At 31.8% G+C, this 25,061-nt stretch carries 28 protein-coding genes and 1 other RNA gene; 22 read left to right on the top strand and 7 right to left on the bottom strand.

What is annotated here, in order from left to right; all coding sequences use genetic code 11:
- Positions 1 to 6 precede the first annotated feature (6 nt).
- The 20 genes from G7051_RS00620 (at position 7) to G7051_RS00525 (ending at position 16,696) form a co-directional block, all read left to right on the top strand.
- Positions 7 to 258, top strand: a complete 252-nt coding sequence (locus G7051_RS00620; RefSeq protein ID WP_166197716.1) for a hypothetical protein — start codon at positions 7 to 9, stop codon at positions 256 to 258.
- 166 nt (positions 259 to 424) lie between these two features.
- Positions 425 to 907 carry a phage holin family protein gene (locus G7051_RS00615; RefSeq protein ID WP_166197714.1) on the top strand — a complete coding sequence of 161 codons (483 nt, stop codon included), beginning with the start codon at positions 425 to 427 and terminating at the stop codon, positions 905 to 907.
- Complete coding sequence (locus tag G7051_RS00610) at positions 888 to 1,319, top strand: D-Ala-D-Ala carboxypeptidase family metallohydrolase (RefSeq protein ID WP_166197712.1); 432 nt, start codon at positions 888 to 890, stop codon at positions 1,317 to 1,319. The genes G7051_RS00615 and G7051_RS00610 overlap by 20 nt, the downstream gene beginning before the upstream one ends.
- Positions 1,319 to 1,927, top strand: a complete 609-nt coding sequence (locus G7051_RS00605) for a hypothetical protein (RefSeq protein WP_166197710.1) — start codon at positions 1,319 to 1,321, stop codon at positions 1,925 to 1,927. Before G7051_RS00610 ends, G7051_RS00605 begins: the two co-directional genes overlap by 1 nt.
- 552 nt (positions 1,928 to 2,479) lie before the next feature.
- Positions 2,480 to 2,876, top strand: a transfer-messenger RNA (tmRNA) gene (ssrA, locus tag G7051_RS00600).
- A gap of 163 nt (positions 2,877 to 3,039) precedes the next feature.
- Positions 3,040 to 4,251 (top strand): site-specific integrase, encoded by a 1,212-nt coding sequence (locus G7051_RS00595; protein WP_166197708.1) that lies wholly within the window; start codon positions 3,040 to 3,042, stop codon positions 4,249 to 4,251.
- A 6-nt stretch (positions 4,252 to 4,257) separates the two neighbouring features.
- A complete protein-coding gene (locus G7051_RS00590) occupies positions 4,258 to 5,082 on the top strand; it encodes a hypothetical protein (protein WP_166197706.1) in 825 nt (274 codons plus the stop codon).
- Between the two features lie 109 nt (positions 5,083 to 5,191).
- Complete coding sequence (locus G7051_RS00585) at positions 5,192 to 5,461, top strand: helix-turn-helix domain-containing protein (protein WP_166197704.1); 270 nt, start codon at positions 5,192 to 5,194, stop codon at positions 5,459 to 5,461.
- 32 nt (positions 5,462 to 5,493) lie between these two features.
- A complete protein-coding gene (locus G7051_RS00580; RefSeq protein WP_166197702.1) occupies positions 5,494 to 6,705 on the top strand; it encodes a primase-helicase family protein in 1,212 nt (403 codons plus the stop codon).
- 349 nt (positions 6,706 to 7,054) lie between these two features.
- A complete protein-coding gene (gene mobC / locus G7051_RS00575) occupies positions 7,055 to 7,363 on the top strand; it encodes a plasmid mobilization relaxosome protein MobC (RefSeq protein ID WP_166197700.1) in 309 nt (102 codons plus the stop codon).
- Positions 7,364 to 7,366: 3 nt separating this feature from the next.
- Positions 7,367 to 8,767: a relaxase/mobilization nuclease domain-containing protein gene (locus G7051_RS00570; protein ID WP_166197698.1), complete on the top strand. Its 1,401-nt coding sequence runs from the start codon at positions 7,367 to 7,369 to the stop codon at positions 8,765 to 8,767.
- 531 nt (positions 8,768 to 9,298) lie between these two features.
- Entirely contained in the window at positions 9,299 to 9,601 is a 303-nt protein-coding gene (locus G7051_RS00565; RefSeq protein ID WP_166197696.1) for a hypothetical protein, read from the top strand.
- Between the two features lie 190 nt (positions 9,602 to 9,791).
- A complete protein-coding gene (locus G7051_RS00560) occupies positions 9,792 to 9,998 on the top strand; it encodes a hypothetical protein (RefSeq protein WP_166197694.1) in 207 nt (68 codons plus the stop codon).
- A gap of 77 nt (positions 9,999 to 10,075) precedes the next feature.
- Positions 10,076 to 11,350, top strand: coding sequence for a tetratricopeptide repeat protein (locus G7051_RS00555; RefSeq protein ID WP_166197692.1), 1,275 nt, complete (start codon positions 10,076 to 10,078; stop codon positions 11,348 to 11,350).
- A 30-nt stretch (positions 11,351 to 11,380) separates the two neighbouring features.
- Positions 11,381 to 11,725 (top strand): type VI secretion system tube protein TssD, encoded by a 345-nt coding sequence (gene tssD, locus G7051_RS00550; protein WP_166197690.1) that lies wholly within the window; start codon positions 11,381 to 11,383, stop codon positions 11,723 to 11,725.
- Positions 11,679 to 11,801 (top strand): type VI secretion system tube protein TssD, encoded by a 123-nt coding sequence (gene tssD / locus G7051_RS18385; RefSeq protein WP_166197688.1) that lies wholly within the window; start codon positions 11,679 to 11,681, stop codon positions 11,799 to 11,801. The genes tssD (G7051_RS00550) and tssD (G7051_RS18385) overlap by 47 nt, the downstream gene beginning before the upstream one ends.
- An 11-nt stretch (positions 11,802 to 11,812) precedes the next feature.
- Positions 11,813 to 11,989: a type VI secretion system tube protein TssD gene (gene tssD, locus G7051_RS00540; RefSeq protein WP_166197686.1), complete on the top strand. Its 177-nt coding sequence runs from the start codon at positions 11,813 to 11,815 to the stop codon at positions 11,987 to 11,989.
- Between the two features lie 169 nt (positions 11,990 to 12,158).
- On the top strand, positions 12,159 to 12,542 hold the full coding sequence (locus G7051_RS00535; protein ID WP_166197685.1) for a hypothetical protein: 384 nt from the start codon (positions 12,159 to 12,161) through the stop codon (positions 12,540 to 12,542).
- A 382-nt stretch (positions 12,543 to 12,924) separates the two neighbouring features.
- Positions 12,925 to 15,972 (top strand): N-6 DNA methylase, encoded by a 3,048-nt coding sequence (locus G7051_RS00530; RefSeq protein ID WP_166197683.1) that lies wholly within the window; start codon positions 12,925 to 12,927, stop codon positions 15,970 to 15,972.
- Position 15,973: 1 nt separating this feature from the next.
- Complete coding sequence (locus tag G7051_RS00525) at positions 15,974 to 16,696, top strand: hypothetical protein (protein WP_166197681.1); 723 nt, start codon at positions 15,974 to 15,976, stop codon at positions 16,694 to 16,696.
- 414 nt (positions 16,697 to 17,110) lie between these two features.
- On the opposite strand, the gene G7051_RS18380 is transcribed toward G7051_RS00525, so the two are convergent.
- Positions 17,111 to 17,287: an integrase core domain-containing protein gene (locus tag G7051_RS18380; protein WP_166197679.1), complete on the bottom strand. Its 177-nt coding sequence runs from the start codon at positions 17,285 to 17,287 to the stop codon at positions 17,111 to 17,113.
- A gap of 131 nt (positions 17,288 to 17,418) precedes the next feature.
- Here G7051_RS18380 and G7051_RS00515 point away from each other — a divergent pair, with 131 nt between their 5' ends.
- Both G7051_RS00515 and G7051_RS18205 read left to right on the top strand, forming a co-directional pair.
- Positions 17,419 to 17,562, top strand: coding sequence for a hypothetical protein (locus G7051_RS00515; protein ID WP_166197677.1), 144 nt, complete (start codon positions 17,419 to 17,421; stop codon positions 17,560 to 17,562).
- 582 nt (positions 17,563 to 18,144) lie between these two features.
- Positions 18,145 to 18,270: a hypothetical protein gene (locus G7051_RS18205; RefSeq protein WP_255493288.1), complete on the top strand. Its 126-nt coding sequence runs from the start codon at positions 18,145 to 18,147 to the stop codon at positions 18,268 to 18,270.
- A 204-nt stretch (positions 18,271 to 18,474) separates the two neighbouring features.
- On the opposite strand, the gene G7051_RS00510 is transcribed toward G7051_RS18205, so the two are convergent.
- The 6 genes from G7051_RS00510 to G7051_RS00485 all read right to left on the bottom strand — a co-directional run bounded on the left by G7051_RS00510 (position 18,475) and on the right by G7051_RS00485 (position 25,029).
- A complete protein-coding gene (locus G7051_RS00510; RefSeq protein ID WP_166197675.1) occupies positions 18,475 to 19,032 on the bottom strand; it encodes a hypothetical protein in 558 nt (185 codons plus the stop codon).
- Positions 19,032 to 19,733: a JAB-like toxin 1 domain-containing protein gene (locus G7051_RS00505; RefSeq protein WP_166197673.1), complete on the bottom strand. Its 702-nt coding sequence runs from the start codon at positions 19,731 to 19,733 to the stop codon at positions 19,032 to 19,034. Before G7051_RS00505 ends, G7051_RS00510 begins: the two co-directional genes overlap by 1 nt.
- Positions 19,734 to 19,826: 93 nt before the next feature.
- Positions 19,827 to 20,192 carry a YbbC/YhhH family protein gene (locus G7051_RS00500; RefSeq protein WP_166197671.1) on the bottom strand — a complete coding sequence of 122 codons (366 nt, stop codon included), beginning with the start codon at positions 20,190 to 20,192 and terminating at the stop codon, positions 19,827 to 19,829.
- Positions 20,193 to 20,657: 465 nt separating this feature from the next.
- Positions 20,658 to 20,999 carry a YbbC/YhhH family protein gene (locus tag G7051_RS00495; RefSeq protein WP_166197669.1) on the bottom strand — a complete coding sequence of 114 codons (342 nt, stop codon included), beginning with the start codon at positions 20,997 to 20,999 and terminating at the stop codon, positions 20,658 to 20,660.
- A gap of 380 nt (positions 21,000 to 21,379) precedes the next feature.
- Entirely contained in the window at positions 21,380 to 21,721 is a 342-nt protein-coding gene (locus G7051_RS00490; RefSeq protein WP_166197667.1) for a YbbC/YhhH family protein, read from the bottom strand.
- 2 nt (positions 21,722 to 21,723) lie between these two features.
- Positions 21,724 to 25,029, bottom strand: a complete 3,306-nt coding sequence (locus tag G7051_RS00485; protein ID WP_166197665.1) for a DUF6443 domain-containing protein — start codon at positions 25,027 to 25,029, stop codon at positions 21,724 to 21,726.
- Positions 25,030 to 25,061: the final 32 nt, after the last annotated feature.

Genomic DNA, 25,061 nt, shown 5'->3' with positions numbered 1-25,061 from the left:
AACATTATGGAAGAAAAAGAAATCAAGCAAATAGTAATAATTTTGGAAGAACAGGAGTATGTAGAAACTACTCCTGATGTATCACCACCACCACAAGGTAAGGCATGGAAAAGAAAATCAGATGGAGTGCTTTTTTACTCAGCCGTATATTTAGGAGAGTTACATTTTCTGAATGGTAAAAAACTAAGAAAGTCAATAAAAGAAGTTCCCGAAGATTTTGAGTTAGTAGACATTGAAGACCCTAATGATTTAATTTAGAGTTAATAATATGTATCAGTTTTTCAGCTCCCGGTTGATATTCTATCGGGAGCTGATATTACTCGAAAGGAGAACTTTCGCATCTAGTATTTGGAAGACTTTGTGAGACAATACAGATGCAAGGAGGAATAAAAGGAATGAGAATTTCTTAAGAATAAAATAAAATATGATATTATTTATTCAATCATTTTTAAATAGTGATTATCAATCGCTTCGATCTAAACTGCTGATTGTAGCAATAATGTGGCTGATGGTGGCTATTGCAATAGTTGTAGATCTGATAAGCGGTTATAGAAAAGCTAAAGAACGGGGCGAAGCTCGAACATCATACGGATTGAGGCGTACTGTAACAAAATCAGTGTTATATTATGCACTGATGTTATTTGCTTTTATGTTCGATTGTATTGGAACATTTTTTTATCCCCTTCCGTATATAACATTTATAGTGGCAGGCTTCCTTATTTTTATCGAAGGGCGATCTATTCTCGAAAAAGCTCATGATAAAGATAAGAGAAAGTTGAATAAAAGCCTTGAAGAATTATCTATAATACTCGATAATAAAGATGATCTGATAAAAGGTATAGCCGAAATAATAAAAAATCAAATAGACAAACAGAAACTGGAACAAAATGAAAACACAGATAAGTAAAAATTTTACATTGGAAGAATTATGTCATTCCAATACAGCTATAGCTAAGGTAATTGATAATATACCCAATTCAACACAAATTATGCATCTAAAAAAGTTAGTTGTGGATCTTCTACAACCCCTGAGGGATATATGGGGAGAACCAATGATTATTAATAGTGGCTTCCGAAGCGAAGAAACCAATAAAGCCGTAGGTGGAGTTGCTAACTCTCAGCATAAAGAAGGGAAAGCAGCAGATGTTAGAGTCGATAATCCTCGGAAACTTCAGCAAGAATTAATCAATTCCGATTTGGAGTGGGATCAATCCATATTATATGACGATGGTAGAAACTATTTCCTTCATTTATCCTATAATGAGGGACGAAACAGAAAGCAAGTTTTATTTTCAAAAGGAACAGTTGACACAAAATGATGAAAAAGAATATTTATATAGCATCCATCTCTTTCATCGTTGGAGGAGTATTGTCTTTTTTAGTGAGTAGAGTTTCTATGCAACACAAGATAGAAAGCACGTCGGTATATGGAGAAACTTATGAAGGGGCTGTTAGTAACATTCAGTTGAATCCGCTAAAAGAGGAAGGCTCAGATAAGCCTATATTACCAATGAAACAGATTGAGATTCAATACCGGGATACGGGAAATACAGAATCGATAACGGAAACCAGATATATTTACCAAATTGTTGATACTGCAGCAATAATAGCAGATTATGTATTGAAACGATCTTATGATGTTATCGCTTTTGATGATATGGATAAAGGTAAACTTCGTCTATTCCCTGTTATTCAATATAATAAATTAGAAGAAATTAATTATGAATTTACCCCTGTATATCGCCAAACTTCCATATATAAAGAAAAAGTATGGCAACCTTTTATCTCAGGCTCTTATTCTACATTAGATATTATTGGTTTGGGAGGAGGGGTATTTTATCATAATATAGGATTTGAGTACCAATACCAGATTGACTATGAAAATATAAGAAAGGGGCATTCATTTGGTCTAAAATATAAATTTTAGGTGAATATAACCTCTTAATATATTATCATTCCTTTACTGGTAGTCACTAATTAATCAAAATATAGAATATATGTAATTCATTTATTGACATCTCAGATGAATTTGCATTCCAAATAAATGAAAAAACTGTAGAGCTAATTGACAACGCTTCTTTACATTGCGGCAAGAAATCCATGGCTAAAATAGCTCAATGGGAACAGATCAATTTCCTGATATACTTTTAAGGCTGTATTCCTGTTAACTAAGTCTTATTGTAATACTATGAAAACATATCAAATATTATTGGCTATCTTTTGATGTGTTTATTAACTTTTAAAATTACAAAGATCGATTCCGGGATATGCTTACTAAAATAGGAGTAAAATGTCAAATTAAATTTTCTTGAGTACTTAATTCTCAATATTTGGAGTAAACAGAAATAACACAAAACTTAATATTTATATAAAAATTCAATGTATTAGCCAAGAATATAGAAAATAACTTATCTTTGTATGATAGATATCCTAGCTGATAATATTTCTTATTTCAGACTGGATAACTTATTAGATTCATGGGGCTGACCGGTTTTGACAGCGAGATGAAGTGGTTTGTAAGCATGCAGTGCGTAGTCGGCTAGCACTATAATCTCAGACGTCAAAATTTTAACTGGCGAAAACAATTACGCTCTTGCTGCTTAATCGAAGTATAGTAGATATAGCTTAATCTCGGCACATGTGTTGAGACAAGACATCACCCGGAAGCTGTTGCTCCGAAGCATTTCGATACGGTGGTGTAGGTAAATCGGGGATAGGATAAGGAAATCTTCGGTCCTTGTCCGAAATTAAGAAGATAAGGTTTGAGTTGGTGGCTTTGGTCTTGCTCACTCCCGACAATTAAAGCAAAGATAAGCATGTAGAAAGCAAATTAGTTCCTTGTTTGGACGAGGGTTCGAGTCCCTCCAGCTCCACTGATTGAAAATTTAAAGAAGTTTAAAAGCGTTGATATTGTTTGATATCAACGCTTTTTGTATTTTTACAGATATAAATTAATTTAAACAAATTCTTATTTAATATGACTATTCGAATACCCTTATCTCTAAAATGAAATAGGTATCCGAATTAAAACAAATGCTAATGAACCCACCAGAAAGAAATACTTTTGCTGCTTTGTTCTACATGAGAAACGACAAGATCAATAAAAAAGGAGAGGCTCCTATTTATCTTAGGATTACCATAAACGGAGAAAAAGCAGAATATGCAACAGGAGAACGTACTACTCCTCAGATTTGGAATGAAGGAAAAATAAAGGGGAATAGTGCACCTGCAAAACGAGTGAAGGACTTAATGGATAACCTTCGTGCTCAGGTAATGGATATTCGAAATGACTACAGAAGGCAAGAAAAACAGATTATACCAAAACAGGTTGTCGCAATATTAAATGGAAAAACTATAATGTCTAGTAAATCTGTTTGCGAGGTTTTTGAACTTCATAATGCGATGGTTTATAATCTTATTAATATTGATTATGCTCAAGCAACATATACTCGGTATATTACAACCTTGAAACATATTAAAGAATATATCATGACAAAGTATGGCGAAAAAGATATGCTTTTATCTGCAATGGATTTTGATTTTATTCGTGGTTTTGAGATTTATATGAAAATAACGAGAAAATGCAATCATAATACGACTATGAAATATATTAAGATGTTCAAAGTCATTATTCATTATGCTATAAAAAATGATTGGATTGAAAAAAATCCTTTTATAAATTTTGAATGTCCCATTGAAAAAACAGAACGAGAATTTCTTTCGGATGATGAGTTAAGGCTACTTCGGGAAAAAGAAATAGAAATAGATAGACTGGCTATTATACGAGATATATTCATATTCTCATGCTACACCGGATTGGCATATTCAGATGTTGCAAAATTGACAAAAAACAATATTTCAAAAGGAGTAGATGGGGGTGATTGGTTATTTGTTAATAGGACGAAGACCAATATTAAATCAACTATACCATTACATTCTATCGCAAAAGAAATATTAGAAAATTATAAGGAGCATCCTATTAGTGAAACCAAAAAGGTACTACTTCCGATTCCTTCTAATCAAAAGGTTAATGCTTATTTGAAAGAGGTTGGAGATATCTGTGGTATAAATAAAAATCTGACATTCCATATGGCAAGGCACACTTTCGCTACAACCGTTACTTTAGAAAAAGGGGTATCTATAGAAGCTGTAAGCAATATGTTAGGACATACAGATATAAAAATGACAAAAAATTATTCGAAAGTTACAGAGAATAAAATATCAAACGAAACAAAAGATTTATTCAAATAAAAAAATATGGAAAAAGCAGAACAAGAAACACCTCTAACCAAATATCAACTAATTAAATATTTTTCGCCTGTTATACTAGGCTTTTCTATGATTGAGCTATCAATACTGGGATTAATCGATTCTAAGGGATTACCTTTTGTTGGTTATATTATAATGCTTATTGGAGCTTATCCATTATTTATCAAAGAGATAATAATGGATAAATATATTTATGTGCTAAGAGCCTTTAGCAGTATTACACCTCAATACATTATCAATATACAAGTAAATAATTATATGAGAGATATTTATCATCAAGATTTAGCAAATAGACAAAATAGTAGTAATATTTTGAATAAGGTCGAACTTACAGACTCCCCAATTATAGCTAATAATGAAATAACTAAAACAGATGATATCATATCTATTAATATGCTCCAGCACTTGTATAAATTTGAATATATAAAACCAATTCAAGAAGAATGCCCCTTGACTAAGATTATTATCAAATGGCCTGTTTCTAATTTAAACACGTATTATAACCAAACCACTGTGGCTAATATTCTAGCATTATTTATTAACCATAAAAACAAAGGAGCTAGTATTAATTTAAAATACAAACTTTTTAATCTGGTGAGAACTCAGAAAGAAACCGTAGATATTCTCATTAGTAATTTTTATATTGCCAATAATGATAAAAAAGAAAAAATAAAAATAGATTCATTCAAAAATGAATTAAGTAAAGCTCTTAATTCTCAAACAGAACTGCTTTCTCTCCTACTAAAGAATAATAGACTGAATAATAAATATTTAATATCAGAAATAAAGAAACACTATTCTAATATAAAGTAAAATATTTATTTTTTATTATTTATTTATTGTCCTTATTTAATTGTCAATCGAACTCAAATCAATTCATATTTGCACCATCAAATTATTGTTGAACTAAAATGAATTTAAAATGGTGCAAATAGTTACAATTGAAGATTTCCAAGATTTTACAAAAAGAGTTTTCGAGAAATTAGATCGCATAGAACATAAACAACAAGGAGGATCAGATGAACGTTGGCTAAAATCTGGCGATGTAAAAACAATGCTTAATATTTCGCATGGAAAACTACAAACAATGCGTAATAACAAAGAAATATCCTATACTAAAGTAGGTGGTGTAATTTTTTATGACCGTAATGAAATTAATCGAATATTAACTAAAGGGATGCAATCTAAATAATTGCGTCCTTTTTATTTCTATTTAATTAAATTATGGAAGAGATCGAGAATTACATAAGAGTAGGAACTACTCTTTACAAAATAAGTCAACGTCCACTACTTGAAGGAGGATATATCGAAACTCGTATTGCGTGGACATATGACACCTTTAAGCAAGATTACAAAGATAAAGCCAAGCCTAATATTAAGAAATATGATGGTTTCTGTGCTGTTCCAAGCCATGTGAATTATAAAAGAGATATTGGCAAGCCTCCATATATCTATTATAATGAATATGAACTAATCTCACATCAACCAAATGAAGGAGACTGCCCGCATATTCTTTCATTTATCAGCCATATATTTGAAGAACAGAATGAACTGGGATTAGATTATATGCAATTGCTTTATTTGCATCCTGAACAAAAATTACCCATTATCCTATTAGTTTCTCCTGAAGGAAACACAGGTAAAACAACTTTTCTTAATCTCTTGAAAATGATATTTGAGAACAATGTTATTTTCAATACAAATGAAGATTTTCGTTCTCCTTTTAATGGAGATTGGGCTCGTAAACTTATTATTGCTATTGATGAAGCTTTACTTGATCGACGTGAAGATGCAGAAAGAATCAAAAATTTAAGTACTGCTAAATACTATAAGGTTGAGTATAAAGGAAAAGACCGATACGAAACAGAGTTTTTTGCAAAATTTGTCCTCTGTGCTAATAATGATCTGGATGCAATAAAAATAAGTCCCCACGAGACTAGATATTGGGTCAGAAAAGTTCAGGAAATAACAGAATCTAGAAAAGATTCTACTATTCTCGATAAAATGAAATCAGAAATACCGCACTTCTTGCATTTCCTTGAGAATCGGAAATTTACAACAATAAAAAAATCGAGAATGTGGTTTGCTCCTGAATTACTTAAAACAGATGCATTAAAAAGAATTATAGCTTATAATCAAGGAACAGTCGAAGTTGAGATATTGAAGTTGTTTTCTGAATTATTTAGTCTGTCGAAGAAAGATGAATTATTATATTGTTCTACCGATATACAACATTTTCTAAATGAGTTGGACTTTGAAGTTTCAAAGACACAGCTGAGAAATATTTTTCAAAATAAATTGAAAATATATCCATTGAAACAGCAAAGATATAATTATATTTCTGGCGGTAACAATGGAGAAATACTTGAGGAAAAAAGAAATGGACGTCCGTATCTCATAAAAAAAGAACTAGTTGATAAACTATTGTTACAATAAACATTATAATGCATATAATATATTATTCTTCAATTATTTATATTCAGTAACAATAGTGTAACAAACAAGTAACAATGTAACAAAAAAAGGATTGCTACCTATGTAACAAGTAATTAAACAGTTGTTACATATCTAATAAGCAAGATATCAAAACAATATAGGTTATATTGTAACAATGTAACAAAACTTGGATATCATTTTTTTCCTACAGTAAAAATATTTTGAAACTGATCTAAAATCAGACACTCAATTCCCGATGCAAGGTGTGTCTTTGTACGTACAAAGACCCTTGCTTCAATTATCATTGAAGGGATACTCCCTTCGGTCAATTTAATAAAAAAATAGAAGTATGAACTTTAATAAAAATTCAAGAATATTTATTCGAATAACTGCCGAAGAAAAACTAGAGATTGAAGCTAAAGCAAAGAGTTTAGGATGTACATCCTCACAATACATACGCGATGTTGTTTTAAATAATAAAATAATAACTAAGACTGATGTTGAAATGGTTTTTCAGGTGCGAAAGATTGGAACTAATGTTAATCAGATTGCCAGACTATGTAATGCCATGAATGTAGTTTCACCTGATGAAATCTTCGATAAATTTGATGGATATTTCTTAGAATTAAAAGATATTATAAAAAAGATAAACTCTTAAAGAATGATTGCTCAACTTGATCCTGCTCCTTTTGAAAAAGTGTCCTTGAACCGCAAGATTGAATACCATCAGACCAAAATAAATAATGGAAAAGCTGAGTTTTTATATTCAACACTTGGGGCTAATTCACTAACTGAGTTTAAAAACGACTGTCTGATGGTGGAACTGCTTAACAAAAGAGTTAAAAAACATTTTAATGAGGTAAGTCTCAATTTACCTCATTGCGATAATCTAGAAGATAATAAGTTTATGGCAATAGTAAATAAATATATGGAGCTTCTAGGGTATTCAAAATCTTGTTATGCAATAATAAAGCATAATGATAAAGATCACAGCCATTTTCATGTTTTATTTACAACTATTGACAGAGAAGGTAAACACATAAAGGATTCGAATATCAGATATAGAAGTCAAACTATATCCAGATATCTTGAATTAGAGTATAATTTGCGAGAAACCACTTATAATACATTTGATAATCAATCATTAAACGAGATAAAAGCAAGAGAATATTTTTTTGACAATGCATTAAAGAAAGGATTAAAAATAGAAGAGGTGAGCAAAATGCTACATCCAATTTTAAATAATACTATATATAAAGATATTAACCCTATAACTAAAAGAGTAAATACTGAATATGAAATGCTATTAGGGACTAATATTTACAATCAATTAGGGGATATACTTAGAAAACATAACTTATTTAAACCTCTTTATAAGGATGAGCTAATAGCTAAAATGGATAAGGCTTTTTCCAAATCCAGTACAATTAGTGAGTTTAAATCCCTATTCGAAAATGAAGGTGGTTATATGAGGTTTGTTACAGACAGAGGACAATCAGGGTATACTTATGGACTGGTAGGTGCTTCTTTTTATCTTAGAGACAAAGCTCTGCCACAGAAGTATAGATATGGTAATTTAAGCCTAAGACAATCTGATATACTAGCCCTTGAAGAACAAAAACATATTATTTATAATAAAATTTTCATAGTATTGAATGACTCATCGTCTTATGATGATTTTAAGGTCGCTTTGAATCAAGTTGATATAGAAGTAAATGAGCACAGTAATACATCAGGTACTTACGGGCTCTCTTTTTCTATTTCAAATATCAAGGATCCTATAGTCTTTAAGGCTTCAGATATTTCGAAAAAATTTAGCTATAAGACAATTCAAAACTATTTTCTACTAAATATAGGTTTTAATATTTCTGCAAAAGATGGACTAAACGCTATAGCCAACAATAATCAGATTGTTGAGAAAATGAAACAGGATATCGGATTTATTTTGCCTAACAACCTGTCATTTAGTTCTCAATCAGAAATAAATGAAGATGATATCTTAGATCCATCTAGGTATAATAAAAACAAAAAAAGAACTATTAATAAAGGGTTTAAAAGTTAGTTTCAAAGAATCAAAATAGAGTTTATCTACCATTCAGACAAATATTCAAACATGAAATAATAAAACTGTTCAATAAAAATTCTAAAAAGAGCTTTTTCTCCTTTCCAAAAGAATTTAATATTATATCTTTGCCCTTATAGTATAAAGCGTAGTGTCGTTTTAAATAGAATATAGATTAGCATTCACAATACACCTCGTAGCAGAAAACTGGTAAATTTCAAAGACAAGCGAGATGAAATGTGCGATGCTCATGCCAAATAGGCGTGGGCTTGCTTGTTTCGTTTGTCGGGTATACCAGTACCTCTGCTGCGGACTTGTAAGTACCACGTCTTTTTTGTTGCCCTTTGAATGAACTACAAACAAAATATTCATTCAAAACTATAAATATGGATACAAAAAACTACTTATTAATAATTGTATTAGTCTAATTTCCTTTTCTCATTTCCGATAATAAAATATTCAACGGTGGAATAAATAACATCGAAGGCATAAACTCTTAAATAGAATAAAAACTATCAAAATTATTACATCATGAAAGAAATACGAGTCTTGTTAAAGAATTACAAAAAAGATAAGGATGGAGATATGACATTCATTGCATATGCCGAATTATTCCCATTAGATACAAGAGTAATAAACTACAGTCTCGAAAACGTAATAACGGATTTTGTGAGCTGCCATCAAGTATTTATCTTCGAACACTTCGATAAATTCCCCAATTATCAATGGAAAACTGACGAAATATCACTACCTGAAGATGAACATTTCGATATGTTTAAAATAAACTATATTGATAGGACTGATCAAGTAAATGAAGGTAATGAGATCACCTAAAATAAGCCTATTTATCTGAGTAAAAATGGGTTTAAGTATTTTCTTTTTCTCATTGTTTTCTTATAATTCACGCAATAAACGTTAAATAAATTTTTCTCTATAAAAATTCAAATGCAATACCTTTTCTTTATTAGTTCAACTCAAAAGTGATCTTGATTGCTTTAATTTTAAACACACAAATAAATAGATAATGAAAACTAAATTTTTACTGATGGCCGTAAGTTGTATTGTTCTATTATCATTTACTTCTTGTGAAAAAGAGGAAATGGGTATAGGCAGCACAGACGGTGGAGGCAAAGAAGATGCCAATACAATCGCAAAATCCGCAACAAAACCGACTCTGAATGATAATCAGACTACTCTTGTTCCTGATACCCTCTTAAAGGTTGATGAATGACTTGATAGATAGCTACTTTATTCTCACACTTCAAACTTTACTAAATGAAAATACTTCTTAAATACTTATTCTGTCTGTTGACAGGTATTTTATTGTTCTCTTGTCACAAAGATAATCCGCAAGAAAAACTATTAAAACAAGCTCAGGATAGTTTAGGTATCGGCAAACCCGCTATTGCTCAAAATTTACTTGCTTCCCTTCAAAATCCTGAAAAGATGGATAAAGAAAGCTATATGCAATACATAGTAATTTATGTAGGGGCAAAATATGAAACTAAAGCAGATATTACTAAAGACACTTTAATTTTTGAAGCTCAGCGATATTTCAACAAAAAAGAAGATTTAAAATATACAGTTCTTTCTAATTATTATACAGCCCAGTTATACGATGAAAGTGGTAACTTTCCAAAAGCATTAGAATCCTATATGCTTGCTGTGAGTGCAGCTGATAAATCAAATAACGATTTATTAGCTGGTAAGAGTTTGAATAATATTGGATATATCTATTTCGAGCAAGAACTTTTGGATAGTGCTATCATCAATTATAAAAAAGCGCTGTTGTATTATAATAAAGTGGAAAATACAGATCAAAGAAAATTAAAAACATTTATCAATATTGGTAGATCCTACGAGGGGGATAATAAATTAGATAGTGCTTATTTTTATTTTAAGAAAGGTCTAAATCTAGCCAAACAAACGGATTATAAACTTGAAGAAAGCCAACTTTACCTTAATTTGGGTGCGACTTGTTATGGTAAACGAGAATATGAAAAGGCTATTGAATATTATCAATCAGCCTTGAGTATGGGTATTATGGGCGAAGTACAAATTCAAAAAATAAATTTAATTTTTCTGAAAATATATAATGAAATAAAAGATCTCTCAAAAGCCAAACAATATGCCGATCTTATTGTATTGGATCTTCCCAAAGTAAGTAATAAATACACAATTAAAGAAATGCAGGATGCTCTGTCTGAATACTATGAGAATATAGGTGATTATAAACAAGCCTTAGCATATAGTAAACTGGAGAAGGCTACCCAAGGACAGATTGAGCAGCAAAAAAATGCTCCTGCTTTATTGGAGGCAGACAAGAGTTTCTATATTGATCAAAAGGAAAAAGAAGCCCAGATATTCAGGTCTAATGCTATTTTCGTTTTTTTTATCGGAGCTAGTGCGTTTTGTATTCTACTTGTATTTTTCTTATTTGTTTGGCGAAACCATAAAAAGAATCAAGCAGAAATAAAATTTTATGCTGAGAAATACGCTGAGTTGAGAGAAGTACTATATGCACATACCGATGAATATCCAAAAATAGAGGCAGAGATAAAGTCAATTCTTGAAGATGACTAACTAATATTCAAATTAAAAATATAACACGCTATGTTTACTCATAAAACACATTTAAGAATAGGTTCTCTTGAAAGTATTAATGCAAGCAAACTTTTCGACGACTCAAAAGAACTGGCAAAATGCAGCTATACCTTTGCAAAGGGAATAGACGGAAAAGGGCAAGTACAATCAAAAGCCGAAATTATAAAACTGGAGCTTTCTAGCCTACCGAGTAAAGCTATTATTCAATGGGCACTCAATCCCCGTAAATACGAAAGCGGAATGATCGTATTTAGCGACGATGCCGGCACCCCCTCTCGAAAAGATTCTCTTTACCGATTCCGCATGTATGTTAATGGAAATCAATTATATGCAAACGGGAAGTGCTTACATTAAAACCTCCTTAATAATAAGTGCTAAGAAAATAATGATCGGAAGTACTGTTTTCGAATGCAGATGGGTTAATAAATAAACACACATGACATGAATATCAAAGATACTGTAAGTAAATTTTTCACTTTCCCACTTGTTGAAGCTGGTGTAACTGTGCACTTAATTGTAGATCAAAAAGAATACGAAGTAGAACAATTCAAAGTAGGTTTTACCCAATCTACCGATCATAAAGGAGAACCACAAGCCGAGACCTGGAAAATCTGCTAAAAAATGACCCTTTCCCGCCAGTCTAAACTGACCCCATCCCCCGAGGCAAATTGATCCCTCTGTACCGAAGTAAATTGATCCCCTAAAAAAAAAAAGGTAATCAGGTACTTGTCATATTCGAGCATAAGAGTTAATTTTTGTTTAGAAACAAATAAACAAAAAGATCATTATGTCAAATAAACCGATAAGTATGCAAAAAGTAAAACAAGTGGTTCGTCTTTACGGGCAAGGAAAAGGCACCAAAGCCATTGGCAGTTCTCTGGGGGGAGCCCGTAACACAGTAAAGAAGTATTTACAGATTTTCCATCACTTCGGCATTGACTACGATACCTTTTTCAAGATGAGTGACAACGAGTTATCCAACCTGTTTCATATCTCATCTAACCAAACACCCAAGTCCAGTCGTCAATTGGATTTGGAGCCCATGTTACCCTACATAAGCGAACAGTTAAAACGCAAAGGGGGCACCCGAGAACAATTACACAAAGAGTATCTAAGCAAATATCTGGATGGTTATGCCCGATCCCGTTTCAATAACTTCATCTGTCTATAAGCGGGTCAAACACATCCAACCATGCATATTGAGCATAAGGCAGGAGAAAAGATGTATATTGACTTCACAGGTGAACTGTATTTCTCTATAATTGTCTTTTTTGCTCTTAAAACAGCTATTTCAGCGGGCTTGTGCAAAAAATGCGTGCAATGAAAATATATCTGAAAATATTTTATCGGTATATACACTTGGTTTCAAGTCGAATGTAATTCTATATTATAGGTAAATCTCAGCGATCTAAGATCAGGGGGGCGATAAATATAACAATTTTTCAATAACATTAGATTTGTGATTTTCAATCTCTCATTATTTATAAATTAGATTTTACATGTAAAAGTTTTATCACAAATGATTTTTTTTATCTTTGTAACAAAAACTATAGATGTTACAATATAGGAGATTTTTCACTGACCTAGGTTTTGATTTTGAGAGAAATTTAAAATCAACCAGACTTGTTTTTGAGAAAAGTCTTGATTTAACGAGCCAATTAGAAAATACGACTTTCTACTACCATTCTCCCAATAATACCAATACATCTTTCTATCTTGTTGCGACCTCATTGGTAGAAGAGGATTTAAAGATTGTAAGGAGATATATATGGAATAAGAATGACGCTGATTTGCTTTTTTATATTCGTCCAAATAGCGATGATATTGTGATGTCCTATGCGAAATATTCACCACTTGTTGACTCTAAAGAAAGTATTCTGTATACTTTTAATGCCTCTAAACCCGATATAGAAAAAATTGAGACTATTAGGCATTGGCAATTTGATAGTGGTACTTTTTGGTTAAATTATCACTCTTTCATAGATAAAACCAAATACAAAGGGATAGATAAGGAGTTGGCTTCAACGCTAAAAGCTCTAAAAGATCAATTAAGCAAGTTGCTTTTTTCTTTGATTGTTGAAGAACATAAACGAGATGAGGTTGTACAGGCTATAATAGATAGGACACTTTATATAAAGTATTTAGAGGATAATCACATTATCAATTCTACTTTTTATAGATATTACTTTAATAACGAATCATTAGATTACAAACAGCTATTGAATGAGGGAGATTCGCATCTAATCAACAAACTGTTTAAAGAGATTCATGCGATATTTAATAATAATCTTTTCGATCATCCTACGATAAAAGATGAATTCCTAACAAAAGAAGTATGTAGTTTAATAGCACAATCCTTTAATTTGAATTTTGAGACAAAGCAATTGAGGCTTTTTGATTTTCAATTTAATGTTTTGCCTATTGAGTTTATAAGTTATATTTATGAAGTCTTTTTATCTGAGAAACAAAAAGAAAACGGAATATACTATACCCCTAAAAAATTAGCTCAACTCATTATTGATGATGTTATAATTAATAATGAATTGGGTAGCGTACTAGACCCATCTTGCGGTTCAGGTATGTTTCTTATAATTGCTTTTCAACGATTATTAGAAATTGCTCGTAATAAAGGTATTGAACCTATAGATAATTTAGAAAAAATAAGATTTAGGACAGAGTTACTATCAAAAAATATATTTGGTATAGAAAAGGAAAAAACGGCACAAAGATTCACTCTATTCTCGCTTTCTCTCCAAATATTTAGGGATATTGATCCTGTGGTAATCAAAGAATATATTGCACATAAATTAGAAGAGAATAATAAAATTGACTTATTTAGTGAATTTTCATTTTTCGAGAACATAAAATGTGCAAACACTCTACAGACGAAGAGTGATGAAATTCCTTTTAAGGAGATAACTTTTAATTATATCGTTGGGAACCCGCCATTTTTCGAAATACCAGATACAAAAGAATATAATACAGAAATTTTATTCCTGAATAATTATAAAATTAATCAAGATATAGAAAATCCTCCAAAAGCAGGGAGTGTAGTGAAAAAAAATCAAATATCTCAATGTTTTTTTCTGAAAATAAAAGATTGGAGTAATTTTAGTACCCGATTTGGATTTGTGTCTAATAGTTCGAGCTTTTATAATGATTCAGTAAGTTTTCAAAAATATTTTTATTCTTTTTATAGTATTGAAAAATTTTATGAATTATCAAAAGTAAAAAAAATATTATTTGAAAAGGCTAAAGAAAGTGTTATCTCGATTATATTCACCAATAAAGATGTTACAGATAAAGAAATTATAGACTATTACTCTGTAGATTTAGGATTATTTTCTGAAAAACCATTTGAACTTTTAATTATTGAAGAAGATAAGTCAATTAAAATAAATCAGTCAGAATTAAGAATTCAAAAAATCAAATTAAGAGATTTTCTGATTGGAAATGAATTTGACAGAGCATTGATTGCAAGATTGGATAGTTTGAATACACTAGGAAGTCTATTGAATATAAAAGGGGATAGTTTGCAAGGCTTGACAAGAAAGAGTAATAAAGAAATAGCGGAGTATTGGGGGATAGCGGAATCTGACTTTAAGAAAATGAACCTCAAAATCAGAAAAAAATATCAGAAAGATTTTGACCTGGCTCACTACTTATCGAAAGAGAAAAGTTCTTCTATCAGTATTCCTTTTCTATATGAATATTCGAACATAACCCCATTTTCTATCAATCAATGTGATGGTTATATAAATATTGAATCAGTAAATAATGAGAATTTTCAAAGAGCCAGAAATCCTGAGATATTTCGAGGCTGTAAAATATTACTAACAAGAGTAGGCAATATCATAAAGGCCGTTTATACCCCTAATTCAATTGTTTTTTCTGTTAATATATTTGGTATAAAGCTCCATAATTCAGATTATGGTTATTTCATAACAGCATTGCTTAATTCAACTCTGATAAATTATATATTCAATATTAGAGATAAAAAACGAATAGGCGATAACCTACCCAGGATTGATGGAAATATAATTAAAAACATACCCATTCCTAAGTATTTAGATGAAAATATTGTATCTCAAATTTCCGAAATAAGTAGAAAATTAACTATTGGAGAGTATCGTTATGATGCCAAAAAAGAAGAATTGAATGATCTTATATTTGATTTATATGAGTTAACTTATATCGAAAAACAACGAATTAGGGACTCTTTCTCATCAGAATCTAAAAAGAAAATAGGGCGTAAGTACAGAGATTTACTGGATAACTATAAATTAATGTTAGCAGATATTATTAATCCATATCTTATTAATCCCGTTTCAATTGATTTCACACCAGCTGATTTTGATCTAATCGTAATGAAAGTCTCCTTAAATCAAAATCCTAATTTGCCTCCATCAGATAAGGTAAAAAGATATATTCTAAACGAAATATTTGAGCAAAATCCAAATGAGAATTTCTTAACAGGGCAGGAAAGGATCTTTGGGAGAGATTGCGTTTATATTGTAAAAAGGAATATAAACGAAAACTGGACAGAAACAAAAGCTTTCGAAGATGGACAATATATTTTGAAGCAATTAATATCCAATTAGAATGGAGAGAGAATATATCAAAGTAAATAGACCAGCCTTTTCATTCCCAAATAATACAAATTTGTTAAGGAGTTTAGATGATGAATTTTGGAAAAGCTGGATATTCTTTCATCTACTAACTTTTTATAAGGACTATGATAGAGTAGAATTAAAACAATTGATCAATAAAGAAAAGGCTAAGAAACACTCTAAAATAGAAGATTCCATAGCGAAATATATTCGAAATTGGTTAAACAATAAGTGTAGAGATTTTTATTTGAATTTTAGAGCATTTGGCGAGAATACAAATGATGAGGATATAGAAGGTTATTATGACATTACGATTCATAATACCTATTGGCAAAATAGAGATTTCCATTTTGAATGTAAAAACTTAAATGAAAAACAAGACCTAATAAATAAGTATGTTTATTACGACACCTATAGACCTGATTTTTTGAAATATGATGGAGGGGTCTATCGTTACTTTAATGGGAAATATTCGCAAGGCCAGAACTTCGGAGGACTACTAGGATTTGTGCTCGAAGGAGACATAGAAATGATTAAAACACAAATAATAAACAAGATGAGGATTCCTTTCAATGTTACTCCACAAGGTGATCTATTATCTATTCAAGAAAATGCTATATTGGGGAATCAATTTACTTTCAATTCTACACATAAAAGAGATAATTGTAATTTTTTATTGCATCATATCCTTTTACAGCTAGATTCCATTCCATGAAATAATATGGCTTATACATTAGGTACAGAGATATAAAAAAAGAAATAACGAAAAAAAACTCATTGTACACGATTTGCACACACCCTTGGTAAAAGGAGGCAAATCAATCCAATTGGATGAAAATTCAATCTTGAATAAAAGGCTGGAAACCAACAACCTTACGACCTAATGAAAATGGAGGTAAACGGCATAAAATCAATTGTTTGCGACTCTGTGTCAGAAGCTCCGCCTGAAGGGTGGATTGAATTGCCTGTAATAGTACTAGATTTACCATGAATAAGTCTATCTCACTGTCTTTGCTTAAATTAGATTGCTAATTAGGCAAGCTTTTATCGTACAATTTTAAGTGAATCGGAGTTAGGCTTCTTTTTTGTTTTTGAATTTGTATTGTTCATTAAATTCTTTGATGGTCAACTATTGTAAATATGAATGCCTTCTGTTGGTATTATAAAAAGCTTCTATGTACTTGAAGACAGACTTATAGGCATCTATTTTAGAGTCGTAAGAGTTCTGGTAAATAAGTTCTGTTTTTAAAGTTTTAAAGAACGATTTCGCCACAGCATTATCATAACAATTACCCTTTGCACTCATACTTTGCTCTATCCATTTATATTTCTTTATGGTTTCTTTGAACTGATTACAGACATACTGAACACCTCTATCAATAAAGAATAAATTTGCTTTGGTTGGTTATAATAAAGGATTAAAAACTACAGCCATTGATGCAGTTTTTACTTATGGCTAGTAAGCAAAGTCAATTGATTGGCAATACACTGCCTACTACAAGTAATACTTTGGTAAATTCTTTTGAATTTATGTACTACCTTGATTTTTTTGTTCTTCAGTTGAAACCCGAAGATACTTGACTTTGGTCATTCAGCTTTTAGATAATCTGATAAGTTCCACGAGTATAAAGTATATTTTTAGAGTATCAAATATATACACCTTGAAACTGAGTAAACAGGTAGATTTTAGTGTACTATTTTAGGGTATACCCTATTTTTATACATTTTATGTCGCTGATATAAATGTACATACTACATTTAGTCCATATCTTGGCATAGATCGCCAATTCTGGATTGTACTTGTTCTGGGGATACAATATTTAAGAGTTGGACCAGTCTCTGAGAAAGAAAATAAACTCCCAGCTAAACAAAGGGGAACACCTGTATGCCCTTAGGGTTTTTCTATGGTTTATAGGGGACGGGATCATTCGCTAAAGACAGGAAGATGAGCTACAAATAACAGCTCGTTGCCTCAATTTGCTTACTAATATTATTATCGCGGAATACCGTTTATATTTAGAAAATCATAACGCAGCTTCACTAGGAAGTATTTGAGGTCAATGAGTCTGCTTTTGAACATATTAGAAGATTAGGAAAATATTCATTCGATATGAATTTTGAATCTGAAAATAACGGACTCAGTCCATTAAAAAATCCGAATCTTTGGAATCGTTGTTTTCCGCAGATTTGGAACGAGAACCTCCATCTCGTCCGTATGATGAAGCACTGAAAAAGACTGTTTATCTGTCTATGCTGAAATTGAGAAAAATGGACAATGCCCATACATAATTGGGGACTGATATTCAATCATTTTTGAGTTATCTTTGGTAAAAGAGTGAACCTATAAAAGAAAAATTCTCTCAAACTCCCCATTTTCTTTTGGGGGGAGGTTTGAAAGAATTTATATGATAATAATTCAACCTTGTAGTTAACGCCTACACAAAATCATGGGCACCACCTCATGATGGAAGAATAACTCATGTGCAATCAAATTTAGTTTATGCCTGATGGATTAAACGGGTTAAAATATTCGCCTATGATTGAAATTTTCCCATCATTATAAGATAGTGTCCATGAAGTAAATTCCTCTATCCCAAATGTATCCCATCCTTGTGTCCTTTGATTAACTTCAACCCATTCTCGTCTAACATAAAAGAATTCCTTGTAAGTAGTTTTATACAATAAAGAAGAGAAATCTTCTCCTTTTATAATGAAAGGTTGCTCTCTGATCCTTATAAAGCCCAATATATTAGGTCTTTCTATGACAGCCCGAGGCATTAAAGTAATATGGAAAAGGTAATTATCTGTAGATTCATTTTCAATAGAAAGTAAATAAACATAATCTTTAGTTCTTTCCTTTCGCAAATCATACTTTAGAATCAAAGAATCTATTCCGTGTATGATTGATAGATTATAAAATCCCAATCCCGATAATTCTATCCATGCGGTATCAGCTTTAATACTATATTGTTTTTGACCAGATATACTTTTACATGAAATAAATAATATAACCAATATCGAATATTTGAGAAAGAATATATTTCTGCCCATTATTTTGTTTTATTAAAATATTTAAAATCAGATTTCACAGAATTTGGTGTATAGTTGATTGTTTCTTTTGAAAAGGGAAGATAAATTTTAAACGTTGTGTTAGGATTATAGTATTCTACCACTTGTTTTGCAAATTCAATATCTCCTTGTCCGTAACTTTCACTCCCAGGCAACCCACTTGGGAAACTGCCACGGTCTTTATATTGTTTAGGGTGACTATGTGTATTTTCTATCATAGGGTGACCCTCCATATACTCTTTCATTAGCACATCTCTCATTCCTCCTTCTGCCTTTACATTATGTATAGTTGTTAAAACGTTTGATGTTTGTCCTTCTTCTCTCCCAAAGACTGCATAGCTAAATTCAACATCTGTATTATCTGCCATGAAAGTAAACAATGTATTGGCATTTTCACTTCCCTTTACAGTATATTTATCATAAGACCAGGTACCTTGTTCATGCTCTATAGTAACAGTTGATTGATTAACTGTACCATATTCGAATGAAACAGATTGCCCTTCAATCCTTTCTCCATCTTTGTTAACCATAAAAAAGGTATCCTGAGTTTTATCTTCTATTCGATTCCGCACTTCTCCTTTTTCGTTGATCTCCCATATATCTTTTCCATCTGGGTCAATGTATCTTATAGGATTATTCATAACATACACATAAGGGCTAATCGAGTAATATTTCTCTGCCATTGGATCTATTGTTGTAAATGATAGCGGCTACCCTCAAAAAAGTAGCCGCTAATACAAATGTTATTTTATAGGGTATTGAAAGTTTTAAAGCTACTATCTATAATGTGTAACTTTAAGTATTTTACAATCCCTTTTTCGGATTTCAATATAGGCAGTACCTCCCCTATAGTGTGGGTTATTACGATAAGGTTCGGGAACAAGCCCTTTAACTACCCAAATATTATTAATTAATGTTGCTTCATATGGTCTTTGTCTAAGAATCCTTTCTCCATAAATAGGAAGCCAAATAGCTTCTGCTATACTTTTAGCGGTTTGCTCATCCGGGACATAATCTCTCGATAATGAATCTTTGGAAATACATTCTAGATCAACATTATTCTTTATAATTTTATTAGACTCTTGCGAGGAGAGACTTAACATTATAAAGAAACTGATCAGAAATAAAATTGACTTTCTCATGAATATTTCTTTATGTGATTTATTATTAGGTTTATCTATCTTTTTTCAGAGATATAAAAATGGGTATTCGTAATATCAACACTTGTATGGTAGGGATTAGTATCTTTGGGATCAACATAGCTTACTCTGTTAAGGTAATCCCCCACTAATCAATCAGATCAGTAGGGGGAACTTATTATAATCGGATTAAAAACTTTGTTTATTGAACTCAGATAATCTCTGCGAGAGAAAAGGAGATGAACAAAGATTCTTGAAAATATCATAATTAGATTTTTTAATTTTTAATTCATCTATTACTTTATTCCCTACTTTCCTTGGCTCTTTTTAAGGGTTATAATTTGTATTTGTAATATTATTTTGCCGTATGTGAACTTCCTCATGTGGATCTATCAACGGCTACCCTATTATTGGTAGCCGTTATGATACAAATTATATATTATTTATGTCTCTGAAAATCTTAGGTTACTACCTACCATGCTTAACTAGTAATATTTTACAATCACTTTTTCGTATTTCAATGTAGGCAGTACCACCCCTGCAACCAGGCTCATTACGACAAGGTAGAGGCATAAGCCCTCTGACTTTCCAAACATCATTAACTAAGGTTGCTTTATAGGGTCTTTGTTCAAAAATTCTTTCTCCAAATATTGGAAGCCAAATAGCTTCTGCTATTTTTTTAGCTGTTTCTTCATTTGGAACATAATTCGTAGTTAGTGTATCCTTGGGGACTGTTTCTTGGCACTCCTGCGAATAGAGATTTAAGGTTATTAATAAAACTGTAAAAAAAGGCATTATTTTCTTTTTCATGATTATTTATTTCGTTTTTCTGGCTTATTTCATTTAATTACAACGTCTCTTGTCCTTCGGACATTATATATCAATATAACTGTATATAATATCATCATCTCCATATGTATTGTTAGCTCTCTTTAATAGTACTTCTTTATAATACAAAAATCCCGCTAGTTTTTTACTTACTAGCAGGAATTTTTTTTAGTAAATACTATCTAAAATATTTATCTTTCAGCATTTTACAAGTACTTTTTCGTATTTCACTATAGGCAGCACCTCCCCTATAGTGCGGATTATTACGATAAGGTTCAAGAACAAGTCTTTTAACTACCCAAATATTGATAGCTGTTATGATACAAATTATTATTTTTTAAGTCTCTGAAAATCTTAGGTTGCTATTTACCATGTTTGACTAGTAGTATTTTACAATCACTTTTTCGTATTTCAATATAAGCACTTCCTCCTCTACAATCGGGAATATAACGACAAGGTGGTGGCAAGAGTCCCTTGACTATCCAAATATCATTAACTAACGTTGCTTCATAGGGGCTTTGTTCAAAAATTCTTTCTCCAAATATTGGAAGCCAAATAGCTTCTGCTATTTTTTTAGCTGTTTCTTCATCAGGAACATAATTTGTGATTATTGTATCCTTTGGAGTTATTTCCCTGGATTCTTGGGAATAAAGACTCAATGTTATTAGCATGACTACCAAGAGTGAGATTATTTTCCTTTTCATAATTATTTTTTTTCTGGTTTATTATATTCATCTAATGTACTAAAAGGTCTGGTATCGTTATATTTTATATCAATATAATAAGGTTTAGTATCTTTTGGTTCAACTTCATTTACTCTTTTTTCTTTAGATTGGGGATCACTAGGAATATCCGTAGCAGCACCATCAGGTTTTGTTGTTTCTTTTGAAACTACATCATATTCTAATAACTGTCCTGATGGAGTTACAAGATATTCATTCTGTTTACGTTTATCAGCAGCTTTCGTATCTGTATCTGAAAACTCATTATTACCAATACCGTATGCAGGATCATCACCTCCATGTGTATGGATAGCTCCCTCTAATGTTGCTGCTTTCGGCAGATCAAAATTTGGAACAGACCACCCTATTCCACCAATCCGGGCAACATTATAAGAATAGGTTCCATCCGAATTACTATATATCTGTGAAGCAAATTCTCTATTGCTCAATATAGATGCTCCATTATAATATCTGGCAAAATCATTAGCAGCTTCAACCTTTGATGTAAACGGATCCCCTGGATCTTTACCGGAGATATCTATCCAACGAATAGGATTATTATAACAATAGACATATGGGCTCCAACTGTAATATCTTTCTGCATGTGGATCAACCGTAGTAAAACTCGGAATTTCCGAACCACGGTATCTAGCCGAATAATCCATAAAATTCAATCCATGCATTGTATCCAGTTCTTTTCCGTTGTACTTATATTGCTGTTTTTCCTGATTGGTACTTTCAGCAAACAACATCCCAAAAGGATAATAGTGGTTAGATTGGATTATATTATTTGTGGTCGCCGCTGCATCCACAACCAATCTATTGTTACCCAAATGATCACGTAGGTAAATATAGTATTTTCCATCTTCAATATACCCATTATCCAATAATATTTTATCTAGAATACCATCTTCATAGATTTTATTCATCACATAATCGGTGGTAATTGAATTTGTGAGATCACCGTCTGCAATAGTTGACCCAACTACAGGATCTGCCACTAATTTAGGATCCGATTTATGCACTACCTTTAATTTTGTCCCTGCCGCTGAATAAGTATAATAATTTTTAGCTTTGGCACTTGTATGATTGATAACCATCTCTATAGGTAAATTCAACGTATTATAACTAATAGCCATTATTCCTTTATTCAAATCCTGAGTCATTGCCCCATTGAAATCATAGATATATTCAATTGGATTGTTTGTTACCTTATTATTATCTTTAAAATCAGACAATGCAGTTGTTCTGTTCATATCCACCTTATCCTCTACGCTTCTCATCTGGTTACCTGTATACTCGAAGTCCAGATCATCGATTAACTCAGGCTTATTGTTAATCATGCCCATACGGGTCAGGGTTTTCATATTGCCATGCATATCATAAGAGTAGGTTGTCGAAAAGTCATCGTTTACCAGACCTGTATATTTGGCTCCTTCAAGTCTTGATAATTGGTCATATTCGAAGGTATACATCCTGTCTTTTGTATCGTCTGCCTGCTTCCAGACCATTGTCTTGATATTACCTGTGTAAGTGTAGCCTAATGACTCTTTAAAAAGCGGATTATTGATCTCTTTTGTCCAAGACCGAACATTATAAGCATAGCTTGTTTTAAGGTCTGTTTTATTATTAGCTACGGTTGATTCTAATTGCCCAAACCGATTATATTTATTCTCAGCCAAAATTACAGAGGCAGCCCCATTGAGGCTATGCTCTGTTTTAATCAAACGTCCGGCATGATCGTAAGTATAGGTATATAATTCTGTTTGCTTCGTGTTGTCTGCATTATCCTTTCCTGTATGAATATGCAGTTTAGCTGTAGGCTGATTAGTGTAATTATAGGCTATATATTCTTTTTCAATTCCTCCCAGATGGTTGTTTGCATAGCTTTGCACAACTTTGCCTCTATTATCATAGTAAGAGACAGTGTGCAAGAATATATCTGGGTCGTCCAATAAAGCTACAGATATACCTGTAAGCAAACCCTTGGTCTCATATCCTTCATTATCCCCTACATATCGTTTTCCGTAACCACCTTTCGTTTCATAGATCCAGCTAGGTACTCCATTTTTGCCTAGAAAATCATAGTTATCATAATAATTCACTTTTAATAAAGTGGCAGAAGTCAGTTCGGTAACTTGTCCATCCACAAGAATATTATATCCCCGATATGTTCCATTGGCTTTGGGTTCCGCTACAACCAATAGTTTTTCATATTTCTCGTTGCTTATATCGGTATTCTTACATATGCCACTGATTAAATTTCTGCCCAAAACATCAGTAATTGAAAATAACCATTCATTCTTACCATCTTTTCGTTGCTCTGCATCTTGGGTAAAAATAAGGCGATTAGCTTTATCATAGATATAATAGTTCCATCCTGCTCCGGGAAGTTTTTTCCGAATGCAGTGTTTGTAATTATCGTATTTATACTGGAAAGCATATAAGTTCATATTTTCCGAAGATATTACACCTTGTGTAGTTATTGCATCAGCTAATTTCGGTGGAAGTACAAAACATAAATTACCAAAATCATCATATACATAGTAGGTATCCAGTTTTTCGACTTTTTGCTCTTTATTCAGATTCATCTGACGACTCAAGAGGACTTGCCCTAATTTATTCTTAAATTCATAAGAGATACTTCCTTCTTCATTGGTTATCTTGGTAACGAAGAGCTCGGCATCACTGTAATATCCATTTTTATTGAGGGTTGTATTCACACCTTCTCCATCTACGGTAAACCAAATACACGAGAGTTCTGCGGATGTTATTTTATTGGTCAGATATTCTTTTTTAACGGACTTCCCGTTATTATACCACTCTCTACCCGGACCGTATTCTTCTGTAACACGGTTTAGGGGTGATACTTCGTATATAGGACGGCTATAGGCTGAATCCTGATAAGAATTATTGACATTTTTCTGAACTATATCCAAAGAGATAAATGCTCCTCCATAACTGGAAACAGAAGGCAACCACGATTTGCTCTCCCTGCCGAACTCATCATATTCCTGATAAGTAACCATATCTTTCTTTTCAGAGTTTATAGCCCGTTGTGCAATCTGTACAGGACGCCCTATTCCATCGAAATATTGTATTTCATCGATAATACTGTCCAACTTAAAAGTCGTCCCCTGTGCACTTTCGCTATAGGCTGTTGGAGAAAGAGGGGTAATACTCCGGATGGAAGGTATTCCATAGGTAATGTTCAAATCAGGGATATTCTGTCCCAAAAGATTCGTATGGATGTATATAAGTAAGCTTATACAAAAAAGTAATCGTTTCATAAGCTATGTATTTTATATTTGATGTTTAATCT

Source organism: Dysgonomonas sp. HDW5B, from assembly GCF_011299335.1.
Lineage (GTDB): Bacteria > Bacteroidota > Bacteroidia > Bacteroidales > Dysgonomonadaceae > Dysgonomonas_A.
This window is presented reverse-complemented; position numbering and strand designations above follow the sequence as displayed.